General features: G+C 54.2%; 16 protein-coding genes. 6 read left to right on the forward strand and 10 right to left on the reverse strand.

Annotated elements, in window-relative coordinates; translation table 11 throughout:
* Nucleotides 1–7: 7 nt before the first annotated feature.
* Nucleotides 8–1,309, reverse strand: coding sequence for a D-amino acid dehydrogenase (locus tag E0E17_RS17010; protein ID WP_130835595.1), 1,302 nt, complete (start codon nucleotides 1,307–1,309; stop codon nucleotides 8–10).
* A 507-nt stretch (nucleotides 1,310–1,816) separates the two neighbouring features.
* On the opposite strand from E0E17_RS17010, the gene E0E17_RS17015 reads away from it, so the two are divergent.
* Nucleotides 1,817–3,352 (forward strand): SpoVR family protein, encoded by a 1,536-nt coding sequence (locus E0E17_RS17015; RefSeq protein ID WP_130835179.1) that lies wholly within the window; start codon nucleotides 1,817–1,819, stop codon nucleotides 3,350–3,352.
* A gap of 33 nt (nucleotides 3,353–3,385) precedes the next feature.
* On the opposite strand, the gene fadR is transcribed toward E0E17_RS17015, so the two are convergent.
* Complete coding sequence (gene fadR / locus E0E17_RS17020) at nucleotides 3,386–4,105, reverse strand: fatty acid metabolism transcriptional regulator FadR (protein WP_130835180.1); 720 nt, start codon at nucleotides 4,103–4,105, stop codon at nucleotides 3,386–3,388.
* A 214-nt stretch (nucleotides 4,106–4,319) separates the two neighbouring features.
* Here fadR and nhaB point away from each other — a divergent pair, with 214 nt between their 5' ends.
* Together nhaB and dsbB are read left to right on the forward strand one after the other, a co-directional pair.
* Nucleotides 4,320–5,864, forward strand: a complete 1,545-nt coding sequence (gene nhaB / locus E0E17_RS17025; RefSeq protein WP_130835181.1) for a Na(+)/H(+) antiporter NhaB — start codon at nucleotides 4,320–4,322, stop codon at nucleotides 5,862–5,864.
* Nucleotides 5,865–5,992: 128 nt separating this feature from the next.
* Nucleotides 5,993–6,523 (forward strand): disulfide bond formation protein DsbB, encoded by a 531-nt coding sequence (gene dsbB / locus E0E17_RS17030; protein WP_130835182.1) that lies wholly within the window; start codon nucleotides 5,993–5,995, stop codon nucleotides 6,521–6,523.
* 58 nt (nucleotides 6,524–6,581) lie between these two features.
* On the opposite strand, the gene ycgN is transcribed toward dsbB, so the two are convergent.
* The 4 genes from ycgN to E0E17_RS17050 all read right to left on the reverse strand — a co-directional run bounded on the left by ycgN (nucleotide 6,582) and on the right by E0E17_RS17050 (nucleotide 9,209).
* Entirely contained in the window at nucleotides 6,582–7,028 is a 447-nt protein-coding gene (gene ycgN, locus E0E17_RS17035) for a cysteine cluster protein YcgN (protein WP_130835183.1), read from the reverse strand.
* A gap of 63 nt (nucleotides 7,029–7,091) precedes the next feature.
* Nucleotides 7,092–7,751, reverse strand: coding sequence for a fumarylacetoacetate hydrolase family protein (locus E0E17_RS17040; RefSeq protein ID WP_130835184.1), 660 nt, complete (start codon nucleotides 7,749–7,751; stop codon nucleotides 7,092–7,094).
* A gap of 47 nt (nucleotides 7,752–7,798) precedes the next feature.
* Nucleotides 7,799–8,842, reverse strand: coding sequence for a lytic murein transglycosylase (locus E0E17_RS17045; RefSeq protein WP_130835185.1), 1,044 nt, complete (start codon nucleotides 8,840–8,842; stop codon nucleotides 7,799–7,801).
* A gap of 91 nt (nucleotides 8,843–8,933) precedes the next feature.
* Nucleotides 8,934–9,209 carry a YcgL domain-containing protein gene (locus tag E0E17_RS17050; protein WP_130835186.1) on the reverse strand — a complete coding sequence of 92 codons (276 nt, stop codon included), beginning with the start codon at nucleotides 9,207–9,209 and terminating at the stop codon, nucleotides 8,934–8,936.
* 155 nt (nucleotides 9,210–9,364) lie between these two features.
* Here E0E17_RS17050 and minC point away from each other — a divergent pair, with 155 nt between their 5' ends.
* Genes minC through minE form a run of 3 tightly spaced genes read left to right on the forward strand, consistent with a single transcriptional unit; the run spans nucleotide 9,365 to nucleotide 11,188 of the window.
* Entirely contained in the window at nucleotides 9,365–10,069 is a 705-nt protein-coding gene (gene minC / locus E0E17_RS17055) for a septum site-determining protein MinC (protein WP_130835187.1), read from the forward strand.
* Between the two features lie 33 nt (nucleotides 10,070–10,102).
* Entirely contained in the window at nucleotides 10,103–10,915 is an 813-nt protein-coding gene (gene minD, locus E0E17_RS17060) for a septum site-determining protein MinD (RefSeq protein WP_130835188.1), read from the forward strand.
* A 3-nt stretch (nucleotides 10,916–10,918) separates the two neighbouring features.
* Complete coding sequence (gene minE / locus E0E17_RS17065; protein ID WP_130835189.1) at nucleotides 10,919–11,188, forward strand: cell division topological specificity factor MinE; 270 nt, start codon at nucleotides 10,919–10,921, stop codon at nucleotides 11,186–11,188.
* Nucleotides 11,189–11,247: 59 nt separating this feature from the next.
* Here the strand turns inward: minE and rnd are convergent, their stop codons facing one another.
* The 4 genes from rnd to tsaB all read right to left on the reverse strand — a co-directional run bounded on the left by rnd (nucleotide 11,248) and on the right by tsaB (nucleotide 16,057).
* Nucleotides 11,248–12,369, reverse strand: coding sequence for a ribonuclease D (rnd, locus tag E0E17_RS17070; protein ID WP_130835190.1), 1,122 nt, complete (start codon nucleotides 12,367–12,369; stop codon nucleotides 11,248–11,250).
* A gap of 272 nt (nucleotides 12,370–12,641) precedes the next feature.
* Nucleotides 12,642–14,318, reverse strand: a complete 1,677-nt coding sequence (gene fadD / locus E0E17_RS17075; protein ID WP_130835191.1) for a long-chain-fatty-acid--CoA ligase FadD — start codon at nucleotides 14,316–14,318, stop codon at nucleotides 12,642–12,644.
* A gap of 386 nt (nucleotides 14,319–14,704) precedes the next feature.
* Nucleotides 14,705–15,301, reverse strand: a complete 597-nt coding sequence (locus E0E17_RS17080) for a Slp family lipoprotein (protein ID WP_130835192.1) — start codon at nucleotides 15,299–15,301, stop codon at nucleotides 14,705–14,707.
* 57 nt (nucleotides 15,302–15,358) lie between these two features.
* A complete protein-coding gene (gene tsaB, locus E0E17_RS17085; RefSeq protein ID WP_130835193.1) occupies nucleotides 15,359–16,057 on the reverse strand; it encodes a tRNA (adenosine(37)-N6)-threonylcarbamoyltransferase complex dimerization subunit type 1 TsaB in 699 nt (232 codons plus the stop codon).
* Between the last annotated feature and the right edge of the window lie 45 nt (nucleotides 16,058–16,102).

Genomic DNA, 16,102 nt, shown 5'->3' on the forward strand with positions numbered 1-16,102 from the left:
TGAATGCTTAACGGGTCGCGTTGGCGTTACGCAACGGTGAAGCCTGATAGTCAAAACCCGGCAGATAACGCAGCACTGACAGATCGTCGGCTGCGATTGCCGGTTTCTGTCCGGATATCACGTCGGCCAGCAGCTGACCAGAACCACAGGCCATTGTCCAGCCGAGCGTACCGTGGCCAGTATTAAGATAAAGGTTGCTGAGCGGAGTGCGTCCGACAATCGGCGTACCGTCTGGCGTCATGGGGCGCAGACCGCTCCAGAACGTGGCTTGCTCAATATGGCCGCCTTCAGGATAGAGATCACGCACCACCATCTCCAGTGTTTCACGGCGTGCCGGTAACAGTTTGGTGTTAAAACCGACGATTTCCGCCATACCGCCAACACGGATACGGTTATCGAAGCGGGTAACCGCCACTTTATAGGTCTCATCCAGCACCGTAGAGACCGGTGCCGCATCCGGGTTTTTCACCGGAATGGTCAGCGAGTAGCCTTTCAGCGGATATACCGGAATATCCACAATGTGATTCAGCAACGCAGTCGAATAGGAGCCAAAAGCCACCACATAGGCATCCGCTTTGACGATCTCTTCGCCGCACTTCACGCCATAGATACGATTGCCTTCTCGCAGCAGCTGATCAACCCGGGTATTGAAACGGAACGTGACGCCCGCCTGCTCAGCCATTTTAGCCAGACGCTGGGTAAACAGCTGGCAATCGCCGGTCTCGTCATTGGGCAGGCGCAGGCCGCCGGTGAGCTTATGTTGGGTCGCCGCCAGCGCAGGCTCAACGCTGGCAAGCTGACTCGCCTCCAGCAATTCATAAGGCACGCCCGCCTCCTGCAACACCGCGATGTCTTTGCTGGCGCTTTCATACTGCTGTGCGGTGCGGAACAGCTGCAGCGTTCCTCCCTGACGATCTTCATAGCGGATGCCGGTTTCTTCACGCAGCGCTTTCAGGCAGTCACGGCTGTACTCGGCAATACGCACCATACGGCTTTTGTTTTCCTGATAATGACGCATATCGCAATTGCGCAGCATGTTCCACATCCATTCCAGCTGGAAGCGGCTGCCATCCAGGCGAATCGCCAGCGGAGCATGACGCTGAAACATCCACTTAATCGCTTTCAGCGGAACGCCAGGTGCCGCCCAGGGCGCAGCATAGCCGGGTGAAATCTGTCCGGCATTGCCGGCGCTGGTTTCCAGCGCGGCGCCAGACTGGCGGTCAATGACGGTGACCTCATGTCCTGCTTTCGCCAGATACCACGCACTCGCCACGCCAACTACACCACTTCCAAGAATCACAATGCGCATATCAACCCCATCGCCATTAATAAAAGCATAATTCACTGCTCATTCCACCATGAGCAGCATGAACGAATCAGGCCTCATTACCCTTTTTTCCAGACAACCATTTCACATCTTTTTTACTCAACGGGTAACTAAAATCATAGCGCTGAGTAAAATTCAGTATTTTTTATGGCAAAAAATTATTTCTCAGCGGTTAATCAGGCTGAAAGCAGTTAAATGAACTTTTTTCAGGAGAATCAATTAGTGTCCCGACAGAGATGGGTTAGCAGATGCATATATTACTATTAATAAAATAATCAACATATCACACTATTAAATTTACGCAGTCCGCGGTTTGAATGATTTTCTGTGGCAGAATTCATTTGAGTTCCGGTTTCAGATAGATCAGAGTGGACTATCATTGAAGTGTTCGCTCAGTTCTTTGGGCTCTCTTTCTCAGGATGAAGCCTTAAATAACCGGAACAGGCTATGCCCGTCGGGCCAGGCCTGTTTGCATAACAGAGGTGCGCTATGACGACAATCTTTGACGATCCCATTAAGGACAGCAAACGACTCAGTGATGGACCTGACTGGACTTTTGACCTGCTGGATGTCTACCTGCAAGAGATTGACCGCGTTGCCAAACTCTACCGCCTCGATACCTATCCCCATCAAATTGAGGTCATCACCTCTGAGCAGATGATGGACGCCTACTCCAGCGTCGGCATGCCGATCAATTATGCGCACTGGTCATTCGGCAAAAAATTTATCGAGACTGAACAGCGTTATAAACATGGTCAACAGGGGCTGGCTTACGAGATTGTGATCAACTCCAATCCCTGCATCGCTTATCTGATGGAAGAGAACACCATGACCATGCAGGCGCTGGTGATGGCGCACGCCTGTTACGGCCATAATTCTTTCTTTAAAAATAACTATCTGTTCCGTAGCTGGACTGACGCCAGCTCGATCGTCGACTATTTGCTGTTTGCCAAAAATTATATCTCTGAATGCGAAGAGCATTATGGCGTGGAGGAAGTGGAGCGCCTGCTTGACTCCTGCCATGCGCTGATGAACTACGGTGTTGACCGCTACAAACGCCCACAAAAGATTTCGCTGCAGGAAGAGAAAGCGCGGCAAAAAAGCCGGGAAGAGTATCTGCAGAGCCAGGTGAATACGCTCTGGCGCACCCTGCCGCGCAGGGAAAAAGAGACGGTGCAGGTCGAAGCGACGCGCTATCCCTCTGAGCCGCAGGAAAACCTGCTCTACTTTATGGAAAAAAATGCCCCGCTGCTGGAGCCCTGGCAGCGTGAGATTTTGCGCATCGTGCGTAAGGTGAGTCAGTATTTCTATCCGCAGAAACAGACGCAGGTGATGAATGAAGGCTGGGCGACCTTCTGGCACTACACTATCCTCAATCATCTTTATGATGAGGGAAAAGTGACGGAACGATTTATGATGGAGTTCCTGCACAGCCACACCAACGTGGTGTTCCAGCCGCCCTATAACAGTCCCTGGTATAACGGTATTAACCCTTACGCGCTGGGTTTTGCCATGTTCCAGGATATTAAACGCATCTGTCAGTCCCCCACCGAAGAGGATCGCTACTGGTTCCCGGATATTGCGGGTTCAGACTGGCTGGAAACCCTGCATTTTGCCATGCGTGAGTTTAAAGATGAGAGCTTTATCAGCCAGTTTTTATCTCCCAAAATTATGCGCGATTTCCGGCTGTTTACCGTACTGGATGACGACCGCAACAATTATCTGGAGATTGCCGCGATTCATGATGAGGCGGGTTATCGTGCGATTCGTCAGCAGCTCTCTGCGCAATACAACCTGAGTAACCTGGAACCTAATATTCAGGTGTATAACGTCGATTTGCGTGGCGATCGCTCTCTGACGCTGCGTTACGTGCCGCAAAACCGCGCGCCGCTGGACAGAAGTCGTCGCGAGGTGCTGAAGCATGTTCACCGGCTGTGGGGTTTTGATGTTAACCTGGAGCAGCAGAACGATGATGGCAGCGTGGAGTTGCTGGAGCGCTGCCCCTCGCGCGGGTCGGCGCTGTAAAACAAAAAACCGGACCTGAGGTCCGGTTTTTTATTAACGCTTGCTGCCTAAATCTTCTGGCATCGATTTTTGCATGCTGTGCCAGATCTCGCCGCTACGACGTCCGTAGTCACGCACCGCCTCGACAATCTGTTCTTTGCCGGGGTTATTATCACACAACCAGAGCAGCTGCTGATAGAACTTCTGCGCCAGTTCACGCGCGTCCGGATTGGAATAGTAGTGACGTCCTACTCGCGTATAGAGCCCTTTCAGCCCGTTGAGAATCAGCCCGTAAATGGGATTGCCGGAAGCAAAGGCCAGCCCACGGAAAACGCGATAGTCGATCTCGGTATAGGTTTCCGCCTGTTCATCGGCGGCAACGGTATTTTCCAGCACCGGACGCGCTTTATCAGGATAATGGCGTAAGGCGCGCGTAATAAAAATTGACGCGATATTGGTACGCACCGAGAGTAGATTATCAATCAGCTGCGGTACGCTGTCGTGGTCGAGACGGGCAAGGGTTTCCAGAATATTCAGACCGGAGGTTTCCCAGAAATCGTTCACGCGCGTCGGCTTGCCATGCTGAATGGTCAGCCAGCCATCACGGGCGAGGCGCTGCAGCACCTCACGCAGCGTGGTTCGCGTAACGCCAATTAATTCAGAAAGCTCACGTTCAGCGGGTAAAATCGATCCGGGGGGAAAACGGCTGTTCCAGATGCTTTCTATAATATATTCTTCAGCAAATCCCGCAGGGCTCTGCGCCTTGATCACCATAACGTTTTATTCTCGTCGCTTTCTTAATCGTAATTTGCACTCATCATACCAGACGGTCAGAAATGGATATAGCCTGCCGGAGATTTAAAGCGCGCCATGCCGCAAAAAACAACGCAGGCGCAATTCCGCGCGCAGAATGATTGCCTGGGTGCGCGCTGACGTTTACCCTTTGCAGCACATTTTAAAAACTCAGTTTATGAGGATAGCTACACAGATGGAAATTTCATACGGCGCGGCGTTTAGCCGTAATTTTCTCGGCAAGTCGCCGAACTGGTATAAAGGGACACTACTCTTCTTTTTAGTGCTTAATCCCCTGCTGTTTTTTTTCGTCAGCCCTTTTCTCGCCGGCTGGCTGCTGGTGGTTGAATTTATCTTTACCCTGGCGATGGCACTGAAATGTTATCCGTTGCTGCCGGGCGGTCTGCTGGCGCTGGAAGCGATTGCTATCGGCATGGCCAGCGCAGAACAGGTCAAAGAGGAGCTGGCCGCGAACCTGGAAGTATTGCTGCTGTTGATCTTTATGGTGGCGGGCATCTTTTTTATGAAGCAGCTGCTGCTGTTTGTCTTCACCCGCCTGCTGCTTTCCATTCGATCTAAAGTGGTGCTGAGTCTCGCTTTTTGTCTCGCCGCCGCCTTCCTCTCCGCCTTCCTGGATGCCCTGACGGTGATCGCCGTGGTGATCAGCGTCGCAACCGGCTTTTATGGTATTTACCATCGCGTAGCCTCCAGCCAGAAATCCGATGAGGCAACCGCCAGCGATGAGAATATTCAGGAAGAACATCGCGCCACGCTGGAAAAATTCCGTGCGTTTTTGCGTAGCCTGATGATGCAGGCCGGTATCGGTACCGCGCTGGGCGGCGTAATGACCATGGTAGGCGAACCGCAAAACCTGATTATCGCCAAGGCAGCAGAATGGGACTTTATCTCCTTTTTCCTGCGTATGGCGCCGGTGACGCTGCCGGTGTTGCTCTGCGGCGTGCTGACCTGTGTGCTGGTGGAGCGTTTTAAACTGTTTGGCTACGGGGAAGTGTTGCCGGAGAAAGTACGTACCATCCTGCTGGACTTTGACCGTCAATCCACCGGGCAGCGTACGCGTCAGGAGTGGATCGCCCTGTGGATTCAGGGTGCGATTGGCATCTGGCTGATTGTGGCGCTGGGTCTGCATCTGGCTGAAGTGGGCCTGATTGGCCTGTCGGTGATTATTCTCACAACCTCGCTGTGCGGCATTACTGATGAGCATACCATCGGTAAAGCCTTTACCGAAGCGCTGCCTTTTACTGCCCTGCTGGCGGTGTTCTTTGCCGTGGTAGCGGTGATTGTGGATCAGAGTCTCTTCAGCCCGCTGATTCACTTTGTACTGCAGGCGGAACCTGGCGCTCAGCTGACCTGGTTTTATGTCTTCAACGGCCTGCTCTCCTCCATCTCCGATAACGTCTTTGTCGGTTCGGTGTATATCAATGAAGCAAAAAACGCCTTTACCAGCGGCGTGATTGATGCGAAACAGTTTGAATTGCTGGCGGTGGCGATTAACACTGGCACTAACCTGCCTTCTGTCGCAACCCCTAACGGCCAGGCAGCATTTCTGTTCCTGCTGACCTCAGCGCTGGCGCCGCTGATCCGGCTCTCTTATGGCCGTATGGTGTGGATGGCGCTGCCCTTTACGCTGGTACTGACGCTGGTGGGACTGTTCTGTATTGAATATACCCTGATACCCGCTACAGAGTATTTTATGCAACAGGGCTGGATCGCCCAGCCCTGAACCCTGTAGTACATTAAGCAGGATCAGGTTTAAGTCATTTTTTTAGATGATTTTTTTCAGAAGCCGGGCTGGCACGGCTTCGCTTTTGGTTTACACTGCGAAACATTAACGACAACAGGGAAAAGGCTATGTTGCGATTTTTGAACCAGTGTTCGCGCGGACGCGGAGCCTGGCTGCTGATGGCGGTCACGGCGCTGATACTCGAACTGGTGGCGCTCTGGTTTCAGCATGTCATGATGCTGAAACCCTGCGTAATGTGTATTTATGAGCGCTGTGCGCTGTTTGGTGTGATGGGCGCAGGTATCCTGGGTGCAATTGCGCCGAAATCCCCCCTGCGCTATCTGGCACTAGCCGCCTGGCTGGTCAGCGCCTGGCAGGGTGTACGGCTCGCTTATGAACACACCAATCTGCAGCTGCATCCCAATCCCTTTGTCACCTGTGATTTTGCCGCCCGCTTTCCTGGCTGGTTACCGCTGGATAAGTGGCTGCCGTCGGTGTTTGTTGCCAGTGGCGACTGTGCCGAGCGTAGCTGGAGCTTTCTGACCCTGACCATGCCGCAGTGGATGATGATCATCTTTGCTGCCTATCTGATGGTGGCCCTGCTGGTGCTGATCGCGCAGCCGTTTAAGCCCAAACGGCGTGATCTCTTTTCCCGCTAAACCCTCTGACACAGGGCCTGCCGCTGAGCTGCCGGCCCTTCTTTCCTGCCCTGATTCTTCAGCCGTTACGGTCCGGGGGATCAATGATGTGATCTTCCCAGTCGCGCACTTCACTTTCGCGCACGGCGATATAGCGTACCGAAATACGCTGCGCATGCATCGCGTTCTTCGAGCCCGTGAGCAACGGATGCCAGGCCGGCAGGCTTTTCCCTTCCGCCAGCAGACGATAGGCACAAGTGCGCGGTAGCCAGTTAAAGGTGGTGAGATTTTCACGCGTCAGCTTGATGCAGTTTTCTTCATATTCAAAGCGGCGTGCGTAGTTACGGCACTGGCAGGTTTTAATGTTGAGCTGATTGCAGGCGACGTTGGTGAAATAGATTTCATCGGTATCGGCATCCTGCAGCTTATTCAGACAGCACTGCCCGCAGCCATCACACAAGGATTCCCATTCCTCATCGTTCATTTGCTCAAGGCGTTTATGTTGCCAGAAAGGGGTCTCGGTCATGTTGCTGTTCCGCATTGAAAACAAAGCGCACCTTATAAAGCCTCAGGTGCGCTGATGCAAGCTTTAGAGTACGCGCGTGCTGATACCGTGTCCCGCCAGCGAGAGTTCCAGCGCATCGCCGGAACGCAACGGACCGACGCCTTCCGGTGTACCAGTCAACACCACGTCACCGGCGCGCAGGGTAAAATAGCGGCTCATCCAGGCAATAAGCGGCAGAATTTTATAAATCATATCTGCCGTGTTGCCTTGCTGGCGGACCTCACCATTGATCATTAACTTCAGCTCCACATTTTGTGGATCGGCGCTGAACTCCCCCACGGGAATAAACCCTGACAGCGGACAGGCGTTGTCAAAACCTTTGGCTTTTTCCCAGGGCTGTCCCGCTTTCTTCAGCCCGGCCTGCAGGTCACGCAGCGTCAGGTCGAGCGCAATACCGTAGCCGGCAATGGCGCGCGTCACATGCTCTTCACTTGCCTGCTTCAGCGTGGCGCCAATCAGCACCGCCAGTTCAATTTCGTGGTGCACTTCCCCAAAGGCGTCTGGAATCGACAACGGCTGTCGCAGGTCACAAAGCGCCGTTTCCGGCTTGATAAAAAGCACGGGCTCGGTCGGCGTCTGGCTACCCATTTCCTTAATATGCCTGGCATAGTTACTTCCCACACAAACGACCTTGTTGACCGGATAGTCCAACAGAGCGCCTTGCCAGTTACGATGCTGATACATGCTGTTCCCCTGCTTTCCATTGAGTGTAACGCCAGCGACTGGCGCGTTTATTGTGCGATGGCATCAGCAAGCATGCCGACGCTGATAGCGAAATAATAAGATCGATTCCAGCGCAGAAGTGTGCGGAAATTGTCAGAAACCATAAACGCCCGCCCGGTGCCCGCGTCCGGCAGTACGATCCAGGCGGTTTGCGCGGCAGCCAGCCGGTTCGCAGGCGCACTTACCCCGCGCTGTTGCCATTGCGCCACTGTTTTCCCCTGCGCTCTCTTCGTGCCCGCCAGCGCGCTGTCAAAGCGCTCGGGCAAGCTGGCTTCGCTGCCCCAGTGCCGCCCGCGCTGCCACCCTTGCCGTGCCAGGTAGTTGGCGCTGGAAGCAAACACATCGTCAGGCGTGTTCCAGATATCGATTCGCCCGTCGCCGTCGCCATCCGCACCGTAGGTCAGATAGGAGCCGGGCATAAACTGGTTTTGCCCCATCGCGCCAGCCCAGGAGCCTTTCATACTGCTGGCGTCAATGGCTCCGCGCTGGATCATCCGCAGCGCAGAAAAGAGCTCTTTTTTGAAAAAGGCTTCGCGGCGCCCTTCAAAGGCCAGGGTCGCCAGCGCCGAGACGATATCCTCTTTGCCCTGAATTTCACCATACTGACTCTCTACGCCCCAAAGCGCCACAATAACGGCGGGTTCAACGCCATAGCGCTGGCCGATGTTCTTTAGCGGCAGCTGGTATTGCGCCAGCAGGGTTTTGCCGCGCGCAATTTTTTCCGTACTCAGCACGCGCGCCAGATAATCATCCAGCGTCACTTGCTGTTCTGGCTGATTACGGTCGGCCTGGATAACGTGATCGACAAAATGGATTTGTGCGAAGGCTTCACGGATAACGGCGTCGGAGATGCCCTGCGCCCGCGCCTCTGCCCGTAATGTTTCGACGTAGGCAGGAAACTGCGCCGGATCGCGCCCCTGTTCAGAAAGACGTTGCGTGGTCGGGGCCGGTTTTTCCGCTGCGGGGATCGGGGCTTGCGTCTGATGACTCCTGGCAGCGCAACCCGTTAACAGTAGCGATAAAAAGAGAAGACGCAATGCAGAATGCTTCATGCCGATCACCTTTTATATTCAGTTAACGTTTTCGCTACCTATTTCATTACCAGTCAGAAGCCAGCAGATAATATTTACAGATGAATCCGAATTAACTTTTTTTAACTGATTCCAGATGAATCTTTAGCAGACTTTCTGGCGGAGGCGGCAGCTGTAAATAAAAGCCTTTTTCACTTAAATTCTGCTTCACTTTATTGATATCCGCGCCAGCCAGCTTGTCACGCTTATCCAGCGATAACACCATAGCTAACTGAGGTTTACCGAAACCTTTCATCAGTTCTTCAGGGACGCGCGAGAAATCGTCTTTTTTTTCAACATAAAGATAAGTCTGGTCACGGAGTGGACTTCTGTAGATCACACAAAACATATTTTTTACTCGAATTAACTGGGGTGGTGACTTGCCTGAATATAGCAGTAACTATAACATGCTTGCAGTACTTCGAATATTCACCGTTTTGGTATAAATGGCGATTTTATCAGCGCTTATCAGACGGTAAAGACAACAGGACTGAGTCAGGACAGATGTCGCAAACGCCAATCGAATTCAAAGGCAGCAGTTTTACCCTGTCTGTAGTTCATCTGCATCATTCGCAGCCCGAGGTGATTCGTCAGGCGCTCCTGGACAAAATCGAGCAGGCTCCCGACTTTCTGAAAAACGCCCCGGTAGTGTTAAACGTGGCCGGGCTGAGCGGCAACGTGAACTGGAAGCAGCTGCAGCAGGCCGTGGCGTCAACCGGGCTGCGTATTGTTGGCGTCAGCGGCTGTAAAGATGAAAGCCTGAAGCGCATGATCGTGAAAGCGGGCTTGCCGGTCCTTTCTGAAGGTAAAGAAGCAAAAAAACGCAGCGAAGAGGCTGCGCCGCCGGACGCACCGGCAGCCGCAGCGCCAGAGCCGGCCACCAAAACCCGTATCGTCACCACGCCGGTACGCTCAGGGCAGCAAATTTATGCCCGCAATGCTGATTTAATCGTCACCAGCAGCGTCAGTGCCGGTGCCGAGCTGGTGGCGGATGGCAATATACATATTTACGGCATGATGCGTGGTCGCGCGCTGGCTGGCGCCGGCGGCGATCGCGACTGCCAGATATTCTGCACGAACCTCGCCGCAGAACTGGTCTCGATCGCAGGCGAATACTGGATCATGGATCAGATACCGGCGGAGTTTTTCGGTAAGGCGGCGCGCCTGTACCTTAAAGACGGCGCCCTTACCATTCAGACATTAATTTAGGCCCCTTTTCTTTCGTTAAGGAAATCAACATTTATGGCACGCATCATTGTAGTTACATCAGGTAAGGGGGGCGTTGGCAAAACCACGTCAAGCGCGGCCATCGCCACCGGTTTAGCGCAAAAAGGCAAAAAAACGGTTGTCATCGATTTTGACATCGGCCTGCGTAACCTTGATCTGATCATGGGCTGCGAACGCCGTGTGGTTTATGACTTTGTCAATGTGATTCAGGGTGACGCCACGCTGAATCAGGCGCTTATCAAAGATAAACGCACCGAGCAGCTCTACATCCTGCCCGCATCACAAACACGTGATAAAGACGCACTGACACGCGAAGGCGTGGAGAAAGTGCTGAACGATCTCAACGCGATGGATTTTGAATTCGTGGTCTGCGACTCTCCGGCCGGAATTGAAACCGGGGCGCTGATGGCGCTCTACTTTGCGGATGAAGCTATTATCACCACCAACCCGGAAGTCTCCTCGGTTCGCGACTCCGACCGTATTCTGGGGATTATCGCTTCAAAATCCCGCCGCGCTGAAACTGGCGCCGAGCCGGTAAAAGAGCATCTGTTGCTCACCCGTTACAACCCTGGCCGCGTTAATCGTGGCGACATGCTGAGTATGGAAGACGTACTGGAAATTTTACGTATTCCACTGGTTGGCGTGATTCCGGAAGATCAATCGGTACTGCGCGCCTCTAACCAGGGTGAACCGGTGATCCTGGACACAACATCCGATGCGGGTAAAGCCTATGCTGACACTGTAGACCGCTTGCTCGGCGAAGAACGCCCCTTCCGCTTTATTGAAGAAGAGAAGAAGGGTTTCCTGAAACGCCTGTTCGGGGGATAAACCATGGCATTACTCGATTTCTTTTTATCCCGGAAGAAGAACACTGCCAACATTGCCAAGGAAAGGCTACAGATCATCGTGGCAGAACGCAGGAGGGGCGATAATGAGCCCCACTATCTTCCGCAGCTCAAGCGCGACATTTTGGAAGTGATCTGTAAATACGTCAAAATTGACCCTGATATGGTCACCGTTCAGCTCGATCAGAAAGGTGATGATATTTCGATTCTGGAGCTGAACGTAACGCTACCGGAAACAGAAGAAGTGACGAAATGACGCTCTGCATATCCTGAAATTCCCCTGCGCTGTAGCAGGGGAAATTGCCCGTCGGGCTTTTATTCGCTGGTCAGTAACTGATCGATGCCCGCTTTCAACAGCTCGCCACGCCATCCTGTCAGCAATTCCGGCATACGCATCTGCGGTTTTAATTGCCAGTACCAGTTTAAAACCTGATTGATTTGCCGACGTGACGCCAGCAGTTCCTGGCTGTAGCCCGTTTGCTCACTCACCTGCTGCACCAGCGCTTTAATCGCCTTAAACTTTTGCTTATAGTGCGGCTGATCCACCAGATTACTGAGCGGCGCTGGCAGCGTGCCTTCTTCCTGCGCCTGCGCCTCGGCCACCAGCGCCAGCAGCGTCTTGCCGTGGAAGCGGATTTCATGCCCTGAGAGGCCCAGATGATCCAGTTCCCCCAGAGAACCCGGCAGAAAACGCGCCACCTTCCAGAGATTCTCTTCGCGCACCACGAAATTGACTGCCATATCCTTTTCTCGCGCCAGTCTTAAGCGCCAGGCCGCCAGACGCTGCAGCGCCGCCAGCTGACGCGGTTGCAGCTGCCAGGCATTGGTAATGTCACGCCAGGCCTCTTCCGGCTGCTGAATATCGAGGCGACGCTGACAGAGGGTTTCACACTCACTCAGCGCGGCCGCCAGATGACCGGCCTCCTGCGCCTGCGCCATCAGCTTGTGGGCGATGGGCAGCAGCCAGGCCACATCCGCAGCGGCATATTCGCACTGACGGGTGGTTAACGGACGCGCCAGCCAGTCGGTGCGCGCTTCGCTCTTGTCAAGTTGCACCTGATGAAAATGCGCCACCATAGAGGCAAATCCCCAGGAGAGCGGCTGACCGGCGAAAGCCGCCAGAATCTGCGTGTCCACCATCGGCTGTGGCAGTACGCTGAAGCGGTGCAGGAAGACTTCCAGATCTTCCCCGCCCGCATGGAGAAACTTGGTGACACGGGTATCGGTGAGTAAATCGACAAAAGGTGACCAGTCGCTGATGGGCAGCGGATCGATGAGCGTCAGCTGTTCGCCGTCATACAGCTGGATCAGGCCAAGCTGCGGATAGTAGGTACGGGTGCGAACAAACTCTGTATCCAGCGCAACGCTCTGATACTGGCGCGCCGCCAGGCAGACTTCGGCCAGTCTGGCGTCATTATCGATCAAGGAATAATTCACGTTCAGATATTTTCACTGCGGCAAACTACGCGCAGCGCTCCATGTTGAAAACAGTAAAAATCCGCCTTCATAGAAGGCGGCTTTGATTGTACCCCATAGGGGTGTACCAAAAACCTTAAAAAGAAGTCTCTGCCTGTTCCGTAAGATTCAAATCCAGAGACGATAAGGCAGAGCCAAAAACTTATTGATGACCACGCCCGCAGGACGTGGTTTTAAGCTGGCAATAAAAACGCCGGTCAGTACCGGCGTTCAACCTGTGTTGCCAGACGCGATCAGCGCAGTGCGGCTTTCGCTTCATCACGCAGTTCGCGACGTAAAATTTTGCCCACGTTGGTTTTGGGCAGATCATCGCGAAACTCAATAATTTTAGGCACTTTATAGCCGGTAAGCTGGCGACGGCAGTGCTCGAGCAGCTCTTCTTTCGTCAGCGACGGGTCTTTCTTCACCACACAGGCTTTCACCGCCTCGCCGGAAAGATCGCTGGGTACGCCGATGGCGGCAGCCTCGCGCACTTTGGGGTGCAGCATCAGCACATTTTCAATCTCGTTCGGGTAGACATTGAAGCCCGAGACCAGAATCATATCTTTTTTACGATCGACGATACGGATAAAACCTTCATGGTCAACGGTAACAATATCACCGCTCCTGAGCCAGCCATTTTTTAACACTTCCTCAGTGGCCTGCGGCTGCTGCCAGTAACCGAGCATCACCTGCGGGCCGCGGATGCAGAGTTCGCCCGGCTCACCTTCCGGCACCTCATTGCCCTGCTCGTCGATAATACGGATATCCGTCGACGGCACCGGTAAGCCGATACTGCCGGTGTGGCAGGTAATATCATACGGGTTCACCGATACCAGCGGCGAGCACTCGGTCAGGCCGTAACCTTCCAGCAGATAGTGGCCGGTGAGCTTCTCCCAGCGCTCCGCTACCGCTTTTTGCACCGCCATGCCACCCCCTGCCGAAAGACGCAGGGTAGAAAAGTCGAGCTGATGAAACTTCGGCTCATTCAGCAACGCGTTGAACAGGGTGTTCACGCCAGTAATAGCAGTAAAAGGAAATTTACTCAGCGCCTTCACAAACGCAGGAATATCGCGTGGGTTGGTGATCAGCAGGTTATGGCCGCCCAGCTCGAGAAACAACAGCCCGTTCACCGTCAGGGCAAAAATATGATAAAGCGGCAGCGCGGTGACAATACACTCCTTACCGTCGCGCAGCAGGGAGCCGTAAGTCGCTTTGGTCTGCTCCAGATTGGCCTGCATATTACGATGGGTCAGCATCGCGCCTTTGGCCTGACCGGTGGTGCCACCGGTATATTGCAGAAAGGCCAGGTCGCTGTTGGTGATATCCGGACGCTGATAACGCAGCTGCCTGCCCTGCTGCAGCACGCGGCGAAAAGGTATGGCGCCGGGCAGCTGATAGTCCGGCACCAGCTTTTTGACATATTTTACGACGAAATTGACCAGGGTGGCTTTGAGCGGTGCCAGCGCATCGCCCATATGGGTCAGAATCACATGTTTAACGGGCGTTTCTGCCCGCACCTTTTCCAGCGTATGCGCGAAGCTGGAAACAATCACAATGGCGCTGGCGCCGCTGTCATTGAGCTGGAGTTTGAGTTCACGGGGCGTGTAGAGCGGGTTAACATTCACCACCACCAGGCCGGCACGCAGCACGCCAAACAAGGCCACCGGATACTGCAGCAGGTTCGGCATCATCAGCGCAACGCGATCCCCCTTTTTCAACTGCAGTTCCTGTTGCAGATAAGCGGCGAAGGCCCGGCTTTGGGTTTCAAGCTCGCGGTAGCTCATCTGCTGGCCCATGTTTTCAAAGGCCGGTCGGTCAGCGTAACGCGCCACAGCCTGTTCAAACAGATCGATTAATGAGTCATAACGGTCCGCATCGATCTCGGCAGGTACATTTGCCGGATAACGTTTCAGCCAAACCTTATTCAAGGAATCACTCCAGGATTTATTTATTATTGCCATCGCTACCCCTGCTGACCGTTTTTTAACATTATATTAACTGATTGTACCAGTATGATCGGTAGCGCCGTTTCAGGTTGCGAAGCACATCACTAAATTTTACGCCGCAGCAGTGCGCCAGTAAAAATCCGCCTTCATAGAAGGCGGCTTTGATTGCACCCCATAGGGGTGTACCAAAAACCTTAAAAAGCAGTCTCTGCCTGTTCCGTAAGATTCAAATCCAGAGACGATAAGGCAGAGCCAAAACGTATTGATGACCACGCCCGCAGGACGTGGTTTTAAGCTGGCAATAAAATGGCCCGGTCGTGCAGGTCACGGCCAGGCCAGTATGGCTTGCTTTTCCTCAGCAGCGTGCCTTATTCCGTTAAGATGGTTTCGACCCGTGCCGGGCCGGAACTGTACATTCCCCAGTAAGGATTGGGTCCCCAGTAACCGTGACGGTGACGCCCGGGGCCGGACCAGATCCAGGGATCGATCATCGGCTGCGGCGGTGCCACAACCTGTTTCACCATGCGCCAGCGCTGATAACCTTTCACATCGATGACGATAAAGCGATAGTTCGCCTGCCCCACCTCGCCAACTTCGCTGCCTTTGATGGTGCCCAGGACGGTGACATACTGGTTATTAAGATTGAGGGGATCCACAAAGCCGCGGATATCAGCATAGATACGTCCCACCGAGGCGCTGCCCAGACGGGGCCGCGCCTGCTCATCCAGGGGTTGCGTGGCGATTTCGAGACGGGTCACCTCGTTAAGATTGGTCACCCTGACGACTTTTCCGCCGAAACGGGATTCCTGGCCGACATAGAGCTGTGGTGCATTCATCACGCGTAACAGATCCTGCTGCGGGAGCGGAGAGCTACCTTTGAGGGTATCAGGCACGGAAACACAGCCGCCAAGCAGCAGCGCCACTGCTAACAGGAGGCCGTGAGTTCCTTTAGGACGTTTTGACATAAACCTCTCCTTTGTTCTCCTGTTAGACTGAGCGGAAAGCATTTAGTTGCGTGTCTGTCAGCGGCCCGGCAGCTTTTTCCAGGTCACTTCATTACGCAAATAGACTGGCTCTGCATGCTCCGGCGTAACCGTATCACCCGCTTCCCAGGCCTGTAGCGCCAGCGGCAGCATATCTTCGGCGGCCGGCAGCAAAACGTCGCTGGCGGTCAGCGTCAGCGCATGACCCTGCTGCAACTGCGGATACGCCTGCCAGCCGGTTCCCACCGTGGTCCAGGCACCGCCCAGCGCCTGCAGACGCGCCAGCACGGCTTCCGGCTTCAGGACGCTTTCCGTGACCTCGCCCTGCCAGTAGCCCTGGGCGTCACGTTGATATTCCGCCCAGTAGACTTCTCCCATACGCGCGTCGATTGCCGCCAGTACCCGGGTAGCACCCTGACGACGCCATGCGCCTTGCGCCATGGTCAGCAGTGTCGAAACGCCGATCATCGGCAGTCCGGCACCCAGCGCCAGGCCCTGGGCAATACCGATACCAATACGGACACCGGTAAAACTGCCGGGGCCGCGGCCAAAAGCCAGCGCATCGAGCGCGGTAAGCGTCAGTTGCTGCGCCTGCAGCAGTTCATTAACCAGCGGCAAAATGCGTTGCGTGTGGTCGCGCGGCGCGATTTCAAAGCGCGCATCCCGTTGCTGGCCATTCATCAGGGCCACGGAACAGGCTTCCGTCGCCGTGTCCAGCGCTAAAATTCGGGCAGACATAACATCCTCAGGGTAGTGCAAAATGGCGCACATTTTAACACAGAC

Origin of the sequence: [Erwinia] mediterraneensis (assembly GCF_900604315.1) — a bacterium.
GTDB classification, from domain to species: Bacteria; Pseudomonadota; Gammaproteobacteria; order Enterobacterales; family Enterobacteriaceae; genus Pantoea; species Pantoea mediterraneensis_A.